14 protein-coding genes are annotated in these 15,690 nt (G+C 72.2%); 10 read left to right on the top strand and 4 right to left on the bottom strand.

The window, feature by feature from the left end; all coding sequences use genetic code 11:
- Nucleotides 1-62: 62 nt before the first annotated feature.
- The gene (gene mce / locus ACH34R_RS28000) at nt 63-491 is read right to left on the bottom strand and encodes a methylmalonyl-CoA epimerase (protein WP_397564515.1); all 429 of its coding nucleotides are present in this window, start codon (nt 489-491) and stop codon (nt 63-65) included.
- Nucleotides 492-572: 81 nt separating this feature from the next.
- Between mce and ACH34R_RS27995 the strand changes: the two genes are divergently transcribed.
- Nucleotides 573-1,760: an acetyl-CoA C-acetyltransferase gene (locus ACH34R_RS27995; RefSeq protein ID WP_397564514.1), complete on the top strand. Its 1,188-nt coding sequence runs from the start codon at nt 573-575 to the stop codon at nt 1,758-1,760.
- A gap of 47 nt (nt 1,761-1,807) precedes the next feature.
- Nucleotides 1,808-2,746, top strand: coding sequence for a methylmalonyl Co-A mutase-associated GTPase MeaB (gene meaB, locus ACH34R_RS27990; protein WP_397564617.1), 939 nt, complete (start codon nt 1,808-1,810; stop codon nt 2,744-2,746).
- An 18-nt stretch (nt 2,747-2,764) separates the two neighbouring features.
- Here the strand turns inward: meaB and ACH34R_RS27985 are convergent, their stop codons facing one another.
- Both ACH34R_RS27985 and ACH34R_RS27980 read right to left on the bottom strand, forming a co-directional pair.
- Nucleotides 2,765-3,457 (bottom strand): DUF4230 domain-containing protein, encoded by a 693-nt coding sequence (locus ACH34R_RS27985; RefSeq protein ID WP_397564513.1) that lies wholly within the window; start codon nt 3,455-3,457, stop codon nt 2,765-2,767.
- A gap of 30 nt (nt 3,458-3,487) precedes the next feature.
- Complete coding sequence (locus ACH34R_RS27980; protein ID WP_397564512.1) at nt 3,488-5,182, bottom strand: hypothetical protein; 1,695 nt, start codon at nt 5,180-5,182, stop codon at nt 3,488-3,490.
- Between the two features lie 585 nt (nt 5,183-5,767).
- Here ACH34R_RS27980 and ACH34R_RS27975 point away from each other — a divergent pair.
- The 4 genes from ACH34R_RS27975 (at nt 5,768) to ACH34R_RS27960 (ending at nt 10,181) form a co-directional block, all read left to right on the top strand.
- Nucleotides 5,768-6,286 carry a MarR family winged helix-turn-helix transcriptional regulator gene (locus tag ACH34R_RS27975; RefSeq protein ID WP_397564511.1) on the top strand — a complete coding sequence of 173 codons (519 nt, stop codon included), beginning with the start codon at nt 5,768-5,770 and terminating at the stop codon, nt 6,284-6,286.
- 89 nt (nt 6,287-6,375) lie between these two features.
- Nucleotides 6,376-8,049, top strand: a complete 1,674-nt coding sequence (locus ACH34R_RS27970) for a methylmalonyl-CoA mutase (protein WP_397564510.1) — start codon at nt 6,376-6,378, stop codon at nt 8,047-8,049.
- Between the two features lie 95 nt (nt 8,050-8,144).
- On the top strand, nt 8,145-9,152 hold the full coding sequence (locus ACH34R_RS27965) for a hypothetical protein (protein WP_397564509.1): 1,008 nt from the start codon (nt 8,145-8,147) through the stop codon (nt 9,150-9,152).
- Nucleotides 9,153-9,218: 66 nt separating this feature from the next.
- Complete coding sequence (locus tag ACH34R_RS27960) at nt 9,219-10,181, top strand: tetratricopeptide repeat protein (protein WP_397564508.1); 963 nt, start codon at nt 9,219-9,221, stop codon at nt 10,179-10,181.
- Between the two features lie 48 nt (nt 10,182-10,229).
- Here ACH34R_RS27960 and ACH34R_RS27955 read toward each other — a convergent pair whose 3' ends face one another.
- Complete coding sequence (locus tag ACH34R_RS27955) at nt 10,230-10,712, bottom strand: hypothetical protein (protein ID WP_397564507.1); 483 nt, start codon at nt 10,710-10,712, stop codon at nt 10,230-10,232.
- Between the two features lie 174 nt (nt 10,713-10,886).
- Between ACH34R_RS27955 and ACH34R_RS27950 the strand changes: the two genes are divergently transcribed.
- From ACH34R_RS27950 to ACH34R_RS27935, 4 genes are all read left to right on the top strand, one after another.
- Nucleotides 10,887-11,759 (top strand): LLM class flavin-dependent oxidoreductase, encoded by an 873-nt coding sequence (locus ACH34R_RS27950; RefSeq protein ID WP_397564506.1) that lies wholly within the window; start codon nt 10,887-10,889, stop codon nt 11,757-11,759.
- A 92-nt stretch (nt 11,760-11,851) separates the two neighbouring features.
- Nucleotides 11,852-12,481 carry an AAA family ATPase gene (locus tag ACH34R_RS27945; protein ID WP_397564505.1) on the top strand — a complete coding sequence of 210 codons (630 nt, stop codon included), beginning with the start codon at nt 11,852-11,854 and terminating at the stop codon, nt 12,479-12,481.
- 115 nt (nt 12,482-12,596) lie between these two features.
- Nucleotides 12,597-14,006, top strand: a complete 1,410-nt coding sequence (locus ACH34R_RS27940; protein ID WP_397564504.1) for an NAD-dependent malic enzyme — start codon at nt 12,597-12,599, stop codon at nt 14,004-14,006.
- A 1,101-nt stretch (nt 14,007-15,107) separates the two neighbouring features.
- The gene (locus ACH34R_RS27935; RefSeq protein ID WP_397564503.1) at nt 15,108-15,686 is read left to right on the top strand and encodes a YqgE/AlgH family protein; all 579 of its coding nucleotides are present in this window, start codon (nt 15,108-15,110) and stop codon (nt 15,684-15,686) included.
- Nucleotides 15,687-15,690: the final 4 nt, after the last annotated feature.

Below are 15,690 nucleotides of genomic sequence, written 5' to 3'. Positions count from 1 at the left end.
GCCCCCTCAGGCGTTATGCGCGACTTGTTACGAATGAGCGTTTCTTGCGTTAGAAGAGCGGGTCAAGGCCGTGCATCCGGCGCCTGAACGAGCTCGGTCAGCACCCCGCCCACGTCCTTGGGATGCAGGAAGGCGATCGAGGATCCCATCGAGCCGTGCCTCGGTCGCTCGTCGAGCAGCCGGATTCCCTTTCCGCCGAGTTCCGTCATCGCCTCGGCGACGTCGGGCACGCCGAAAGCCACATGATGGACGCCCTCGCCGCGTTTGGCGAGGAACTTGCCCACCGGCGTGTCGGGGCTCAGCGGTTCGAGAAGCTGAACATATGACGAGCCGTTCGGGCCGTCGGCGACGTGCAGCATCGCCTCGCGTACCCCTTGCTCCTCATTCACCTCACGGCTCACCACGGTCATGCCGAACGTGGACTCGAAAAAGGCGATTTTCGCTTCGAGGTCGTGACAGGCGATCCCGACGTGATCGATGCGCAGGAACATAGGCCACCTCCATGGCGAGCGTCCGGGCCATCGTGGGTATGGTGACAGAACCGCTCGCTGATCGTGCCCAGGAGGTCTGAGATGTCGGGTTCTGTCATCGTCGCTGGAGCGCGCACCCCCATCGGTCGCCTCCTCGGAGCCCTGTCCGTATTGCCCGCCGTCGATCTCGGCGCCATCGCGATCAAGGCCGCACTCGACCGCGCCGGGGTCGCTCCCGAGGCGGTGCAGTACGTGATCATGGGCCACGTGCTCCAGGCGGGCGCGGGGCAGATCTCCTCCCGCCAGGCCGCCGTCAAGGCGGGCATCCCCATGACCGTGCCGTCGCTGACCGTCAACAAGGTATGCCTTTCCGGTCTGGACGCGATCGCTCTGGCCGACCAGCTCATCAGGGCGGGCGAGTTCGAGGTCGTGGTGGCCGGCGGCATGGAGTCCATGACCAACGCCCCGCACCTGCTGCCGGGCCTGCGCAAGGGCGTCAAGTACGGCGGCGCGGAGGTGGTCGACTCGATGGCCCTCGACGGCCTCACCGACGCCTACGACCACATCCCGATGGGCGAGTCCACCGACCGGCACAACCGCCGCCTGTCGCTCACCCGCGAGGACCAGGACGCCTTCTCCGTCCGTTCCCACCAACTGGCCGCCACCGCGATCAAGAACGGCGTCTTCGACGAGGAGATCGTCCCGGTGCCGGTCCCGCAGCGGCGGGGCGAGCCGGTGCTGGTCACCACCGACGAGGGCGTGCGCGCCGACACCACCATCGAGGCGCTGGCCAGGCTCAAGCCCGCGTTCAGCCCGGACGGCACGATCACCGCCGGTTCCGCCTCGCAGATCTCCGACGGGGCCTGCGCGGTCGTGGTGATGTCCCGCGAGCGCGCCGAGCGCGAGGGCCTGACCTGGCTCGCCGAGATCGGCGCGCACGGCAACGTCGCCGGCCCGGACAACTCGCTTCAGTCGCAGCCCGCCAACGCCATCAAGCACGCGCTCGGCAAGGCCGGGCTGAGCGCCGCCGACCTCGACCTGCTGGAGATCAACGAGGCGTTCGCCGCCGTCGTGCTCCAGTCCGTCAAGGACCTCGGCGTGCCGATGGACCGCGTCAACGTCAACGGCGGCGGCATCGCGCTGGGCCACCCGATCGGCGCCTCCGGCGCGCGGATCGCGCTGACCCTCGCGTACGAGCTGCGCCGCCGCGGCGGCGGCCTCGGCGCGGCCGGCCTGTGCGGCGGCGGCGGCCAGGGCGACGCGCTGCTGCTGCGCGTGCCCCGGGCGTGACGGCCCGCATGGCGGTCTCCGAGACGGGGCCGCGTCCGCGGGCCGCCGTGGACGTCCCCGCCCTGGTACGGCAGGCCCGCTCCGCCGGGCCGCGCGCCGTGGCCCGGCTGATCTCCCTCATCGAGAACGCCGCCCCCGAGGTCCGGCAGATCACCGCCGAGCTGTGCGCGGCCCGCAGGCCCGAGCCCGCGCACGTCATCGGCCTGACCGGCTCGCCCGGGGTCGGCAAGTCCACCACGACGGCGATGCTCGTCGCGGCCTACCGCGAGCTGGGCAAGCGGGTCGGGGTGCTCGCGGTGGACCCCTCCAGCCCCTTCACCGGCGGCGCGCTGCTCGGCGACCGGGTGCGGATGCAGGACCACGCCACCGACCCCGAGGTGTTCATCCGCTCGATGGCCAGCCGGGGCCACCTCGGCGGCCTGGCCTGGGCCACCCCGCAGGCGCTGCGCGTGCTGGACGCGGCGGGCTGCGACGTGATCCTGATCGAGACCGTCGGGGTCGGTCAGGCCGAGGTGGACATCGCCTCGCTGGCCGACAGCACGATCGTGCTGCTCGCCCCGGGGATGGGCGACGGCGTCCAGGCGGCCAAGGCGGGCATCCTGGAGGTCGCCGACGTCTTCGTGGTGAACAAGGCCGACCGGGAGGGCGCCCAGGCGACGGTCCGTGAGCTGCGCAACATGATCGCCATGGTCGAGCGGCCGTGGAAGACGCCCATCGTGACCACGGTGGCGGCGCGCGGCCAGGGCGGCGAGGACGTCGTGGCCGCGCTGACCAAGCACCACGACCACATGGCCGCCTCCGGCGAGCTGGAACGCCGCCGCCTGGCCAGGGCGGGCGACGAGATCGAGGCGATCGCGCTGACCGCGCTGCGGGCCGGGTTCACCGGGGTGCGCGGCGGCGACCGCCTGGAGTCGCTGGCCGCCCAGGTGGTCGCGGGGGACACCGACCCCTACAGCGCCGCCGACCGGCTGGTGGCGGCGCTGTGAGCGCGTGCCGCGGCGGGGTCACGGCTGGTCGGCGTACTTGACCGTGACGCGCTGGAAGCCGAGCGACTTGAGCATGCCCTCCAGCATGAGCCGGGTGTTCTGTTCGGCGCGGCGGGCGAGGTCGCTCGCGCGGGCGGCCTCGTCGATCTTCCGCTCCGCCAGCACGTAGAGCTCCCGCTGGTCGCCCGGCGAGGACGACAGGAACTCCTGCACCCGGTCCAGGATGCCGCGTTGCTGGTGGTAGACGTAGGAACGCCGGTTGTCCAGGTTGGGCTTGGCCAGGGCGGCGCGCGGCAGGCGTACGGTCACCGCCGCGCGGTCGGGGGAGACGGTCAGCGCGCCGCCCGGCATCGCGGCGAAGTCGACGTAGGCGTCGACCGAGCCCGCTCCGACGAACAGCGTGCGGCTGCCCTTGATCGCGTCGGGCAGGAACGCGGCGTCCCTCTGAAGGTCCACCACCACCTGGAAGTTGCCGGTCGCGGCCTGGAACCTGCTGAGGTCCTGGATCGAGGTGAGGATGGCCGGGCCGCTGCGGTCGATCCCGCGCTCACCGAAGGGATCGAGCCAGGCCCAGGCCAGCCGGGCGCCCACCACGAGCAGGGCGACGGTCACGAGCAGGGCGACCAGGAACCGCCAGGGGCGGCGGGCGGGACGCGGTGGCGCGTCCGGCGACTGCGGCGGCGCGCCGGGGGGAGGTGCGGGGCGAGTCACGTGCTTGTCCTTCCCCCGGGAGCGGGCTTATCACCGGACGTCCGCCCCGTCGGGCCGTACCCGGACCGCCGGCGGACGCCATTCAGGAGGGTTTCCCCTGGCCGGACCGTCATGCCCGACATGGTAATGATCTTGCAGGTCCTGGCGAAGCTCGTGGTGATCGGCGGGGTCCGCGATCTCCGCTCGGTCCTCGTCCGTCAGGGGCACCGCGAGGCGTTCGCCGTGCCTGGCCCGATCGCCCCGATCATGACGCGCCTCATGCTCCTCGTGTTCATCGCGATCACGGCGCTCGTCGTGGTCGTGGTCGTGGTCGCCTCTCGCCTCGGCGACGGGCGGTGGGGTGGGCGCCCCCGACGGCCGGGGCGGCCCGGCGGGCCCCGGTGACGGGCGCTCCAGGTAGGCGCGCGGCGACTGTGCGGGGGCCGGGAAGGCGGGCTTGGGCCGGGCGCCGCCGTCGTGCCCGCCGTCGGCCCGCAACCGCTGCGGCCCCCCGCCGAAGTGCTCGGCGCGCAGCGCGCACGCGGTGAAGTCGGCGTAGAACATGCGCAGCCACTCCCGGCGCTGGGCCTCGGTGAGCCCGGAGAACCACGCCGCGGCGTACTGGTGCTCGGGCAGCGGCCCGCCCGGCAGTGGTTCGCCGCGCAGCCAGGACATCACGATCTCGCGGTAGCCGCCGGGCCGCCGGTCGGCACAGTCTCCGGCCAGGGTCTCCAGGAACTCCTCCGCCGCCTTGTCGGCGAACCCCGACTCCAGGTCATCGACGTGGACCGGGACCACGCCGGGCGTTGGGTCGCCCTCGGCGCGCCGCGGGCGCTGCTCGACCCTGGTGAACTCGGCGGGCGTGCCGCTCAGCCGGGATGCGATCTTGGTGAAGGTCGCGCCCAGGTCGGTGAGGCCGTTGCGCATCCCGGGATGGACGCAGATCGTGATCGGCCACTCCTGGCAACTGTAGGCGACCGGCGGTGACGCGCCGCCCGCCGGCGGGCCGCCGGCCAGCCTGACCAGCCCCGCCCCGGCCGCCAGCACCGCGACCAGTGCCGCGCCGAGCAGCGCGCCCTGGCGGGTGACCGTGGCCGCCCAGCCGAGCATCAGCGCGGTGCTCGCGCCGATCAGCCACAGCGTCTGGTCCGCGAACGCGGCCCCGCTGAGGCCCTGGAAGACGTCGTACGGCTCGCGCGTGGCGGGCGCCAGGCGCTCGGCCCAGGTCGATCCCTCCATCAGCCAGGTGAACAGCCCGTAGCAGCCGAGCGCCGCCAGCGCGGGCGTGATCGTCCAGGGCAGGGCCCAGCCGGTGACCCAGCCGATCGCGACGTACAGCCCGAGCCCGGCCATGCCCATGGCGAGCGCGCTCGGCGGCAGCCGCCCGGCCTGCTCGGTGAGCACGCTCCTGACCGCGAACAGCAGCGCGGTGACCGTGAAGGACACCGCCACCACGGCCATGATGGCGAGCGGGGCCTTCATCGCCCGCCACGGAGTCAGCGGGCGTTTGGCGGTCGCCCGGCGCTTGCGCATGGCGACCCAGCCGGCGAAGGCGGCGGCGACCGGGCCGGTCAGCCGCAGCGACCCGATGATGGCCACCACGATGTTCTCCCAGGCGTCCACGCCGGGGACCAGGACGCTCCACGCGGCGAGCAGGCCCAGTACCAGCAGCAGGGCCACGGTGATCGCGGCGCTCTGCGTCAGCTCCGCCCGCGAGAACCCCCGCCTGCGCCGCCGCTTACGCACGCGCCCGTCTGTCCCCACACCCACCGCCCGCCGCCCCCGTCCCCGCGCACCCGCGCCCGAGGCGTATTCCGGTGACGGGCCGTCTGTCTCCGCGCCCGTGGTCCGGCGTACCTGATTCGTGTCGTGGCCGTGTGTCTGCGTGTCGGCGTTTGTGGTGTGGTCCGGCGTTGTGGGCGGTTGGTCCGTCGCCGGTGTCGCCTTCGCCTCCTTCGGCGTCGTCGGTGCGGGCGGCGCGCCGCCCGCCTGCGCCGCGCCTGCGTTCACGCCGCGAAGGCGACGTCGAGCTGCCATGCATCAAGCACCCCCCGTGCACTGTGCGAGCCGGCCCCCCAGCCCCGATGCCCCCCGCGCCACCGCTCGACCTGCCGGTGGCGCGCCGGCCGGCGTCCCCTCGCCGGGCCGGGCCCGGCCGGTGGGGCTGTGCCCGCCCCGGCCGCTTGGCCATTTTGGCTTCCGTCTCACCATCCGATGCGAGAACCATAACGGAGCGTGACGTTTGGTGGACAGCTCCTTTGGGTATTCCGTGGATTCGATTACTCATCGTAAGCGGGCGAAATGGGACGAGGCCGCGCTACGGTATGCGCTGTGCCTACCGGTCAGCCTCTCAACCTGCCGTTCGACCCGATCGAGCGCGCGGCGGCCACCTGGCGTGTCCGGTTCGGGCCGTCCACGGCGATGGCAGCCGTCACATCGATCATGAGAGCGCACCAGATCCTGCTGTCGCAACTGGACGCGCTGCTCAAACCGTATGACTTGACCTTCGCCCGGTACGAAGCACTCGTACTTCTGACCTTCAGCAAAACCGGCTCGCTGCCACTGTCCAAGCTCGGCGAGCGGCTGATGGTCCATCCGACGAGCGTCACCAACACCGTCACCCGGCTCGAAACGGCCGGCCTGGTCCGCCGGCTGCGCAACCCCAGGGACGGCCGGGGCGTGCTGGCCGAGATCACGCCGTCCGGACGTGAGGTCGTACGCGCGGCCACCGCCGACCTGATGGCCGCCGACTTCGGCCTGTCCATGTACGACGAGGCCGAGTTGCAGGAGATGTTCGCCGCTTTGCGCACACTCCGGGTCGCCGCGGGAGACTTCCCCGCCCTGGGCTAAAATAGTAGGACGTCCTAGTATTTACCCGTCGATCGCCGAGCGACCGCTCGGCGAGGCGCACTGCCGTACCGGAACATGGAGGCAGCAGTATGGACGCAGAACAGACAGCCGAAGGCCGCAGGCGCTGGCAGGAGCGTTTCGACCAGGCGCGCAAGCGTGACGCGGAGTTCCGCACCCTTTCCGGCCTGGAGGTCGAGCCCGTCTACGGGCCGCCCGAGGGCACCGCCGACCCGCGCATGGAGCGGATCGGCTGGCCGGGAGAGTACCCCTACACGCGCGGGCTGCACCCCACCGGTTATCGGGGCAAGCCATGGACGATCCGGCAGTTCGCCGGGTTCGGCAACGCGCGGCAGACCAACGAGCGCTACAAGATGATCCTCGGCGCGGGCGGCGGCGGGCTGTCGGTGGCCTTCGACATGCCGACCCTGATGGGCCGCGACTCCGACGACGCGAGATCGCTCGGCGAGGTCGGGCACTGCGGCGTCGCGGTCGACTCCGCGATGGACATGGACGTCCTGTTCGACGGCATCCCGCTGGGCGACGTGACCACGTCGATGACGATCAGCGGGCCCGCCGTGCCGATCTTCTGCATGTACCTCGTCGCGGCCGAGCGCCAGGGCGTGCCCATCGGGCGGCTCAACGGCACGCTCCAGACCGACATCTTCAAGGAGTACATCGCGCAGAAGGAGTGGCTGTTCGCGCCCGAGCCGCACCTGCGGCTCATCGGCGACCTGATGGAGTTCTGTGTCGCGGAGATCCCGGCGTACAAGCCGCTCTCGGTGTCGGGCTACCACATCCGCGAGGCGGGCGCGACCGCCGCCCAGGAGCTGGCCTTCACGCTGGCCGACGGGTTCGGGTACGTGGAGCTGGGGCTGTCGCGCGGGCTCGACGTGGACGTGTTCGGTCCCGGGCTGTCATTCTTCTTCGACGCGCACATCGACTTCTTCGAGGAGATCGCCAAGTTCCGGGCCGCGCGGCGGATCTGGGCGCGCTGGATGCGCGACACCTACGGCGCGCGCACCGAGAAGGCCCAATGGCTGCGCTTCCACACCCAGACCGCCGGGGTGTCGCTGACCGCGCAGCAGCCCGACAACAACATCGTCCGCACCGCCATCGAGGCCCTGGCCGCCGTGCTCGGCGGCACCAACTCGCTGCACACCAACGCCTTGGACGAGGTGCTCGCGCTGCCCTCGGAGAAGGCCGCCGAGATCGCGCTGCGCACCCAGCAGGTGATCATGGAGGAGACCGAGGTCGCCAACGTGGCCGATCCTCTCGGCGGGTCCTGGTACATCGAGGCGCTGACCGACCGGATGGAGGCCGAGGCGGAGGCGATCTTCAAGCGGATCCGCGAGATGGGCACCGACGGCACGATGACCTCCGGCATCCTGCGCGGCATCGAGGACGGCTGGTTCATGTCGGAGATCGCCGAGTCCGCCTTCGACTACCAGCGCAAGCTGGAGAAGGGCGAGAAGAAGATCGTCGGCGTCAACTGCCACACCGCCTCGGTGGAGGAGCCGCTGCCGATCCTGCGGGTCAGCCACGAGGTGGAGCGGGAACAGAACCGCGTGCTCGCCGAGCGCCGCACCGGACGCGACCAGGCCGCGGTCGACGCCGCCATGGCCGGGCTGGTGGCCGCGGCCCGCGGCAGCGGCAACATGATCCCCCCGATGCTCGACGCGGCCCGCGCGGAGGCCACCCTCGGCGAGATCTGCGACGCACTCCGGACGGAATGGGGCACCTACACCGAACCTGCAAGGTTCTAGGTACTTCCAGGCTTCAAGAAATGTTGGAGAGGTAATACGGTGGGCCGTTAACGTCATCAAAGGGGATTCAGGGCGGTAAGAACACCGGGGGAAGTGTGCCGCGAACACAGACGCGAACACAGAACGGGGTGTGGAGCGAACTGCGCATCGACTCCACGCCCCATGTGACGGTAGCCGTATCACCACAGGTCACGGCACTGGCCATTCTGGCCGATGCCATCGCCGGCCGCCGGAGGGGATTGCCGGACCGCTGGCGCAAGCACGTACAGGAGGCGGTCAGCCCGGAAGGCTGGGAGGCGGCGCTGCCGATCGGCGCGCCCGGCCACTCGGTCGCCCCGGACAGCATCGTGCCGCTCACTCCGCTCGGGGAGGTGCCCGTCGCGCGGCATGTCGCCTGGCTGCGCGACGCCAAGCCCGACGACCTGCAAGAGGACCTCGGGCGGACCTTCGGCACGGAGCCGGTGCCCAGACACTGGCGGCGCGCGGCCGACCAGCCGCGGCGCTGGCTGCAGGGGTACGCGACGGCCGTGGACGAGGTGTGGTCGGCCGTCGAGCCGCTGTGGCGGCGCGCCAGGCCCGCCATCGAACGCGAGGTGGAACGGGTCGGCGCGGCGGTCGTGCGGGGCGCGCACGACGTCCTGCTCGGCTCGCTCAGCGAGCGGATCGTCTACAGCGATGGCACCCTGCGGGTCAGCGACCTCGAACCCGGCAGGTACGAGCTGGGCGGCCGTCGGCTGGTCCTGGTGCCGACCCTGGCGGGCCGCGACTCGATCGTCGTCAACTACGAGCACCCCGAACTGGTGTGGATCGGCTATCCGCTGCCCGGCGTCGACACGGTGTGGCGGCAGGCCGGCGGCGACCGGTCGGCGGACGAGCTCTCCGCGGTGCTCGGCGAGATGCGGGCCGGGCTGCTGGCCGTACTGCACACGCCGACGACCATGAGCAGGCTCGCCGAGCAGGCCGGCACGGTGCCCAGCGCCATCACCTACCACTGCGAACGGCTGGCCTCCGCGGGGCTCATCGAACGCGAGCGCAAGGGGCGCGAGGTGTGGGTCACGCGGACCCGCAGAGGCGATGACCTGCTGGAGCTGTTCGAGATCTGATCGACATCTGACCGGCCCCGCCCCGCCTCGTACGGGCATGCGCGGGCATGGGGCAGGATTGGATGTATGAGCCCAGCGGACTTCAATCGACCCGGATCGCTGTACGGCGCCGTGGACCTCGGTGCGCGCAAGCAGGCATTGGAAGCGCAGGCCCGCCGCCAGGCCGCGGCGCAGGACAACGCGGGCGGCGGCGCGCCGGGGGCGGCCGGCGCCGCCACCGTCCTCGACATCACCGACGAGACCTTCTCCGCCGAAGTGATCGAGCGCTCCATGCGCGTTCCGGTCATCCTCGACCTTTGGGCGACCTGGTGCCAGCCGTGCAAGCAGCTCAGCCCCATCCTGGAGAAGCTGGCCGCCGAGGCGGCCGGCAAGTGGGTGCTGGCCAAGGTCGACGTCGACGCCAATCCCCAGATCAGCCAGGCCCTGCGGGTCCAGAGCATCCCCACGGTGCTCGCGATCTTCCAGGGGCAGGCGGTCACCGGCTTCCAGGGGGCGCTGCCCGAGCCGCAGGTGCGCCAGTGGCTCGACCAGCTCATGGAGGCCCTCGCCCCGCACCTGGCCCAGGCCGGGGAGCAGCCGCCGGAGGAGGGCCAGGAGCAGCCGGGCCGCGGTCCGCAGGCCGCCCCCGAGCTGATCGCCGCCGAGGAGGCCATCGAGAAGGGCGACCTCGACGCGGCCAAGGCCGCCTACCAGCGGCTGCTGGCCCACTCGCCGAGCAACGAGGACGCCACGATGGGCCTGGCCGGGGTCACCCTGATCCAGCGCTCGGAGGGCCTCGATCCGGCCGACGTGCAGCGGCGCGCCACCGACCCCAAGGACATCGAGGCCCAGTGCCAGGCGGCCGACCTGGAGATGCTGTCCGGTTCGGTGGAGGCCGCCTTCGACCGGCTCATCCGCACGATCCGGCAGACCTCGGGCGACGAGCGCGACAAGGTCCGGCGTCACCTGCTGGGGCTGTTCGAGGCCCTGCCCAACGGCGACCCGGCTCTTTCCAAGGCCCGCCGGGCGCTCGCCAGCGCCCTGTTCTGACGTCGTGGGGCCGGCCGGGCCCGCGCTCGGTCCGGCCGCCGGTCCGGCTCAGCCGTGGCGGGTGCGGAAGTAGGCGTTCGCGGTCGGGGTGAACATCAGCGGCAGGGCCGTCAGCACCGCCATCAGGTGCAGGAACCTGATGGACGCCAGGACGATCGACGGCACGGTCGCGTCCGCGACCGCCTCGGCGACCGACCCTCCGGAAAGCAGCCAGTTGATCGGCTCGATGACCAGCGAGACGGTGCCGAACCCGCCGAGGCCCACGGCCAGCGCGATCCGGGCCCAGGGCTTACCGCGATACAGCCGCATCGCCACGAAGGCGGCCGCGGTGTAGACGGCCAGCCTCAGGCCGATCTGGGGGGCCAGGTCCGCGAGCGTGGCCGAGCCGCCGGCGAGCAGGCCGGCGATGGTGATGGCGGACTCCAGGACGCCCGCGCCGACCGCCGCCAGCCACAGCGCGGCGGCGGTCGCGATGGTGCGGGGGAGGGCGGGGGCCGCCTCCGGGGAGGGGGTAGCGAGCATCGTGCGCATCGGGGGCACCTTCCGGGGGATCGCCGGTGACTACTTCGCCGAGTCTTCTCCCGTCGGCCGCCGAGCACATCGTGGCGCGCACCCCGGTCACCGGTACGGCGGGCCGTACCCTGGCACAGCGGGACGCGTCGCGGAGTTTGTCCGTGCCGCGCCGGGCGCGATAGGAATGACCCCATGACTGCGCTCGGTGTCGTGTTCCGTCCCCAGCTTCCCCCCGAACGGCTCCGCGACGTGGCGCGCGCGGCCGACGCGGCCGGGCTGGAGGAGCTGTGGCTGTGGGAGGACTGCTTCCTGGAGAGCGGGATCGCGGCCATGGCCGCGGCGCTGGCCTGGACGCAGCGGCTGCGGGTCGGCGTGGGGCTGCTGCCGGTGCCGTTCCGGAACGCCGCGCTGACCTCGATGGAGGCCGCGACGCTGCACCGCCTGTTCCCCGGCCGGGCGAAGCTGGCGGTCGGCCACGGCGTACAGCACTGGATGGCGCAGGTCGGCGCGCGGGCGGAGTCGCCCATGACGCTGCTCACCGAGCACCTGTCGGCGATGCGGGCGCTGCTGCGCGGCGAACGGGTCACCACACAGGGCCGCTACGTACGGCTGGACGGCGTCGCCCTGGACTGGCCGCCCCAGGCGGGGGCCGCAATCTACGTCGGCGCTACCGGCCCGCGCACGCTGCGCCTGGCCGGTCGGGCCGCGGACGGCACGATCCTCACCTCCGGCCGCACGCCCGGCGAGGTACGCCGGGCCCGCGAGCTGGTCGAGGAGGGCAGGGCGGAGGCCGGCCGTACCGACCCGCACGAGGTCGTGGCCTACTTCAACGCCGCGACCGGGCCCGGTGCCGCCGCGCGGATCGAGGCCGAGCTGGAGTCTTCTGGCGACGCCGGCAAGAGCGAGGCCGGGGTGGCGGGCGACGCGCAGGCGGTCGCCGAGGCCGTACGGCGGATCGCCGACGCCGGGGCCGACACCGTGATCCTCCAGCCCACCGCGGACGAACCCGACATCGAGGGCTTCGTGCGCTTCGTGGCCGAAGAGGTGCGCCCACTGATCGCATGATGGGTAACGCGCCACCCGGCGGATGACCGGCTACCTGGAAAGTTTCCCGGTTACACCCTATAACTGTGACCTGGAACGGGTAAGTATCCGGTGTGCGGGTCGTGACCATCTCCGCGACGTACGGCACCGCGGGCAACGTGATCGGTCCCGCCGTGGCCGAGATGCTCGGCGTGCCGTTCGTGGACCGCGCCATCCCCGGCACGGTCGCCGAGGAGCTGGGCTGCACGCTGGAGGAGGCGCTGGTCCACGACGACCGCGCCGAGCACGGCATCGGCAGGCTGCTGTCCGGCGCGATGCGGCTGCCGACGGTGACCTTCGGCGGCGTGGACACCTACCTGCCGGGCGCGATGCCGACCCCGCCGGAGGAGTTCGTCGCGCACACCGAGAAGGTGATCAGGACGACCGCGCAGGCGCGCGGCGGGGTGATCCTGGGCCGGGCCGGCGCCATCGTGCTCGCCGACCACCCGGGAGCGCTCCACGTACGTCTGGACGCCCCGCTGGAACGCCGGATCCGCCAGACGGCGGCCTTCTTCGACCTCGGCGAGCGCGAGGCCCGCAAGATCGTCGAGGACAACGACCGCGCCCGCGCGGCGTACGTCCGGCACTTCTACCGCACCGATCCCGGCCGGTCGACCCTGTATCACCTGGTCGTGGACAGCACCAGCATCCCCGTGCCGGCCTGCGTGGAGCTGATCGCCTCGGCCGCCGAGGCGATCGGCTGACCCTCACGGCCCCGCCCCCGGCCGGGTCCGCTCACGGGTGAACCGGAGGCGCGACGCTCAGTGAAGGTGGCACCATGGAATCCTCAAACCAGGCCACTACAAAGGAGCGGATGACGTGGCCACCGTGCCCAGTGTTTCTTACTCCATCACCGTCCGGCTGGAGGTGCCCGCAGGCGGCAAGGCCGTCAGCCAGCTCACCCATGCCGTCGAGTCGGCCGGAGGTGTGGTCACCGCCCTCGACGTGACCACCGCCGGGCACGAGAAGCTGCGGATCGACGTCACCTGCGCGGCCCGCGACACCGACCACGCCCAGGCCATCGTCGACCAGCTCGACGCGGTGGAGGGCGTGGCCATCCACAAGGTCAGCGACCGCACCTTCCTGATGCACCTCGGCGGCAAGATCGAGATGGTCTCGAAAGTCCCGCTGCGCAACCGTGACGAGCTGTCCATGGCCTACACGCCCGGCGTCGCGCGGGTGTCGATGGCGATCGCCCGCAACCCCGAAGACGCCCGCCGCCTGACCATCAAACGCAACACGGTCGCCGTGGTCACCGACGGTTCGGCCGTCCTCGGGCTGGGCAACATCGGCCCGGCCGCCGCGCTGCCGGTCATGGAGGGCAAGTCGGCGCTGTTCAAGCGGTTCGCCGGGATCGACGCCTGGCCGATCTGCCTCGACACCCAGGACACCGACGAGATCGTGCGCGCGGTGCAGCTCATCGCGCCCGGCTTCGGCGGCATCAACCTCGAGGACATCTCGGCTCCGCGCTGCTTCGAGATCGAACGCCGGCTGCGCGAGCTGCTCGACATCCCGGTCTTCCACGACGACCAGCACGGCACGGCCATCTGCGTGCTCGCCGCCCTGACCAACGCGCTTCGGGTGGTGGAGAAGGACCTCGGGCAGGTGCGCATCACGATGGCGGGCGCGGGCGCGGCCGGTACGGCGGTGCTGCGCCTGCTGCTCGCGGCCGGGGCGCGCAACGTGGTCGTGTGCGACTACCTCGGCGCGATCCACCACGGCCGCGACGACCTCGACGACTCGCTGCGCTGGATCGCCGACCACACCAACGCCGAGGGCTACTCGGGCGACCTGCGGGGGGCGGTGAAGGACGCCGACGTCTTCATCGGCGTCTCGGCCCCGGGCATCCTCACCGGCGACGACGTGGCCACCATGGCCGATGGCGCGGTCGTCTTCGCGCTGGCCAACCCCGAGCCGGAGGTCTCCCCGGACGACGCCCGCGAGACCGCGGCGGTGGTGGCGACCGGGCGGTCCGACTACCCCAACCAGATCAACAACGTGCTGGCCTTCCCGGGCGTCTTCCGCGGCCTCCTGGACGCCCAGGCAGGCGGCGTCACCCAGGAGATGCTGCTCGCCGCGGCTCGCGCCCTGGCGGACGTGGTCACCGACGAGGAGCTCGGCCCCAACTACATCGTCCCCAGCGTCTTCCACGCCGACGTCGCGACGGCGGTGGCCGCCGCGGTCCGCGAGTCCGCCGGAGGGCGCCCGCGCGGCAGCACCGAGGCATAGGGGCCCGGCCGCCTTGGAGTCCGAGTGAGGGGGCCGCCGGGGTCAGCGTGACGGGTCGGGGTAGCGGCCTGGCCAGATGGCCCCGAGCCACCACAGCAGCCCGCCCATGACCAGCAGGGCGACCGCCAGCACCAACTGCCCGGCCACAGCCACGCCACCCTCCCCGGCCCCCTCCGGAGCCTTCGTCTCGGCCGGGCCGGGGCGTGTGCCATTGATGAGCGACGCGGCTGCCAGGGCCGGCCGCCCGGCCGCGCCAGACTTGCCCGGGCCGCTCGGAGTTTTCGCCCCGGCCGGGTCGTTGTGCGGTGGGCCGGCCGCCGGGGTCGGCCGCCCGGCTGCGCCGGGCTTGCCCGGGCCGCTCGGGGTTTTCGCGTCGGCCGGGTCGTTGTGCGGTGGGGCGGTTGCCGGGATCGGCTGCGCGGCTGTGGCGGGCTTGCCCGGGCCGCTCGGGGTTTTCGCGTCGGCCGGGTCGTTGTGCGGTGGGGCGGTTGCCGGGATCGGCTGCGCGGCTGTGGCGGGCTTGCCCGGGCCGCTCGGTGCCTTCGCCTCTGCTGGGTCGTTGTGCGGTGGGGTGGCTGCCGGGATCGGCCGCGTGACCGTGCCGCTCGGGGTTTTCGTCTCGGCCGGGTCGTTGTGCGGTGGGGCGGGTGCCAGGGCCGGCGCTGTGTCGTGAGGTGCTGGTGGGGGCCTGTGCGGTACGGCATGACCCCTACCCGCCGCGCGCCGTTGCCCGGCGGGCCCCGCGGTGAGCGCGGTTCTCGGGTGTCGTGGTGGCGCGCCGTATCGGCACGGGGCACATGGTGTGGCATCCGCCTGTGACACCGTCACATGGTGACCGGTGACGACCTGCACCTGTGCCTGCGCCTTGGCCGCCTGGCCCGCCCCCAGGACGCCGGCCACCCCCACCGCCACTCCCAGGGCCCGCAGCCGGCCCCCCGATGTCGTGCGGGTGCGGGCAGGGAGTGATGACATCGTGGGCTCCCCCGGATGGTGCGAGTGATCGATATTCCCTGGAGTGCCCGCCTGGCTCCGAGGAGTAACTTCCTCGAATGTATCGGGGTGAGGCGCGAGATTTGTGCTTCACCCTCCATGATGGTGTGTATGGCGGAGGCGATCTACGTCGGCGGGCTGCTCGTGGCGACGCCACGGCTCGACGACCCCAACTTCCGGCGTAGTGTGGTGCTGGTCCTGGAGCATGATCAGGACGGCGGCACTCTCGGGGTGGTCCTCAACAGGCCAAGTGACATCTCGGTCACTCAGGTGCTGCCCACCTGGGACGCGCTGGTGAGCGGGCCGTCCGTGCTGTTCCAGGGCGGGCCCGTGCAGACCGACAGCGCGCTGGCGCTGGCTGCGGTGCCGAGCGGGGAGGAGCCGCTGGGGTGGCGCCGGTTGCAGGCGGGCATTCCGGCGGTGTCCAGGCTGGGCACGGTCGATCTGGACGCGCCCCCGGAGATCCTGGCCGGGGAGATCGCGCAGATGCGGATCTTCGCCGGCTACGCCGGATGGACTCCGGGGCAGTTGGAGTCGGAGATCGCCGAGGGCGCCTGGTACGTCGTGGACGCCGAGCAGGGCGACACCTTCTTCTCCGACCCCGAATCGCTCTGGCGGGCCGTACTGCGCCGCCAGCCCGGGGAACTGGCCTTCGTGGCGACCTGCCCGGACGACCCGACCCTCAACTGACCCT

Source organism: Spongiactinospora sp. 9N601, assembly GCF_044326295.1.
Classification (GTDB): domain Bacteria; phylum Actinomycetota; class Actinomycetes; order Streptosporangiales; family Streptosporangiaceae; genus Spongiactinospora; species Spongiactinospora gelatinilytica.
Note: the sequence above shows the minus strand (reverse complement) of the source record. Positions and strands in the feature narration are given on the sequence as shown.

What these genes read in the sequence shown, in the direction of transcription:
- mce (WP_397564515.1), bottom strand. Translation starts at nt 491, where the DNA reads ATGTTCCTGCGCATCGATCACGTCGGGATCGCCTGTCACGACCTCGAA.
- ACH34R_RS27960 (WP_397564508.1), top strand. Translation starts at nt 9,219, where the DNA reads ATGAGCCCAGCGGACTTCAATCGACCCGGATCGCTGTACGGCGCCGTG.
- ACH34R_RS27935 (WP_397564503.1), top strand. Translation starts at nt 15,108, where the DNA reads ATGGCGGAGGCGATCTACGTCGGCGGGCTGCTCGTGGCGACGCCACGG.
- ACH34R_RS27995 (WP_397564514.1), top strand. Translation starts at nt 573, where the DNA reads ATGTCGGGTTCTGTCATCGTCGCTGGAGCGCGCACCCCCATCGGTCGC.
- ACH34R_RS27970 (WP_397564510.1), top strand. Translation starts at nt 6,376, where the DNA reads ATGGACGCAGAACAGACAGCCGAAGGCCGCAGGCGCTGGCAGGAGCGT.
- ACH34R_RS27950 (WP_397564506.1), top strand. Translation starts at nt 10,887, where the DNA reads ATGACTGCGCTCGGTGTCGTGTTCCGTCCCCAGCTTCCCCCCGAACGG.
- ACH34R_RS27955 (WP_397564507.1), bottom strand. Translation starts at nt 10,712, where the DNA reads ATGCGCACGATGCTCGCTACCCCCTCCCCGGAGGCGGCCCCCGCCCTC.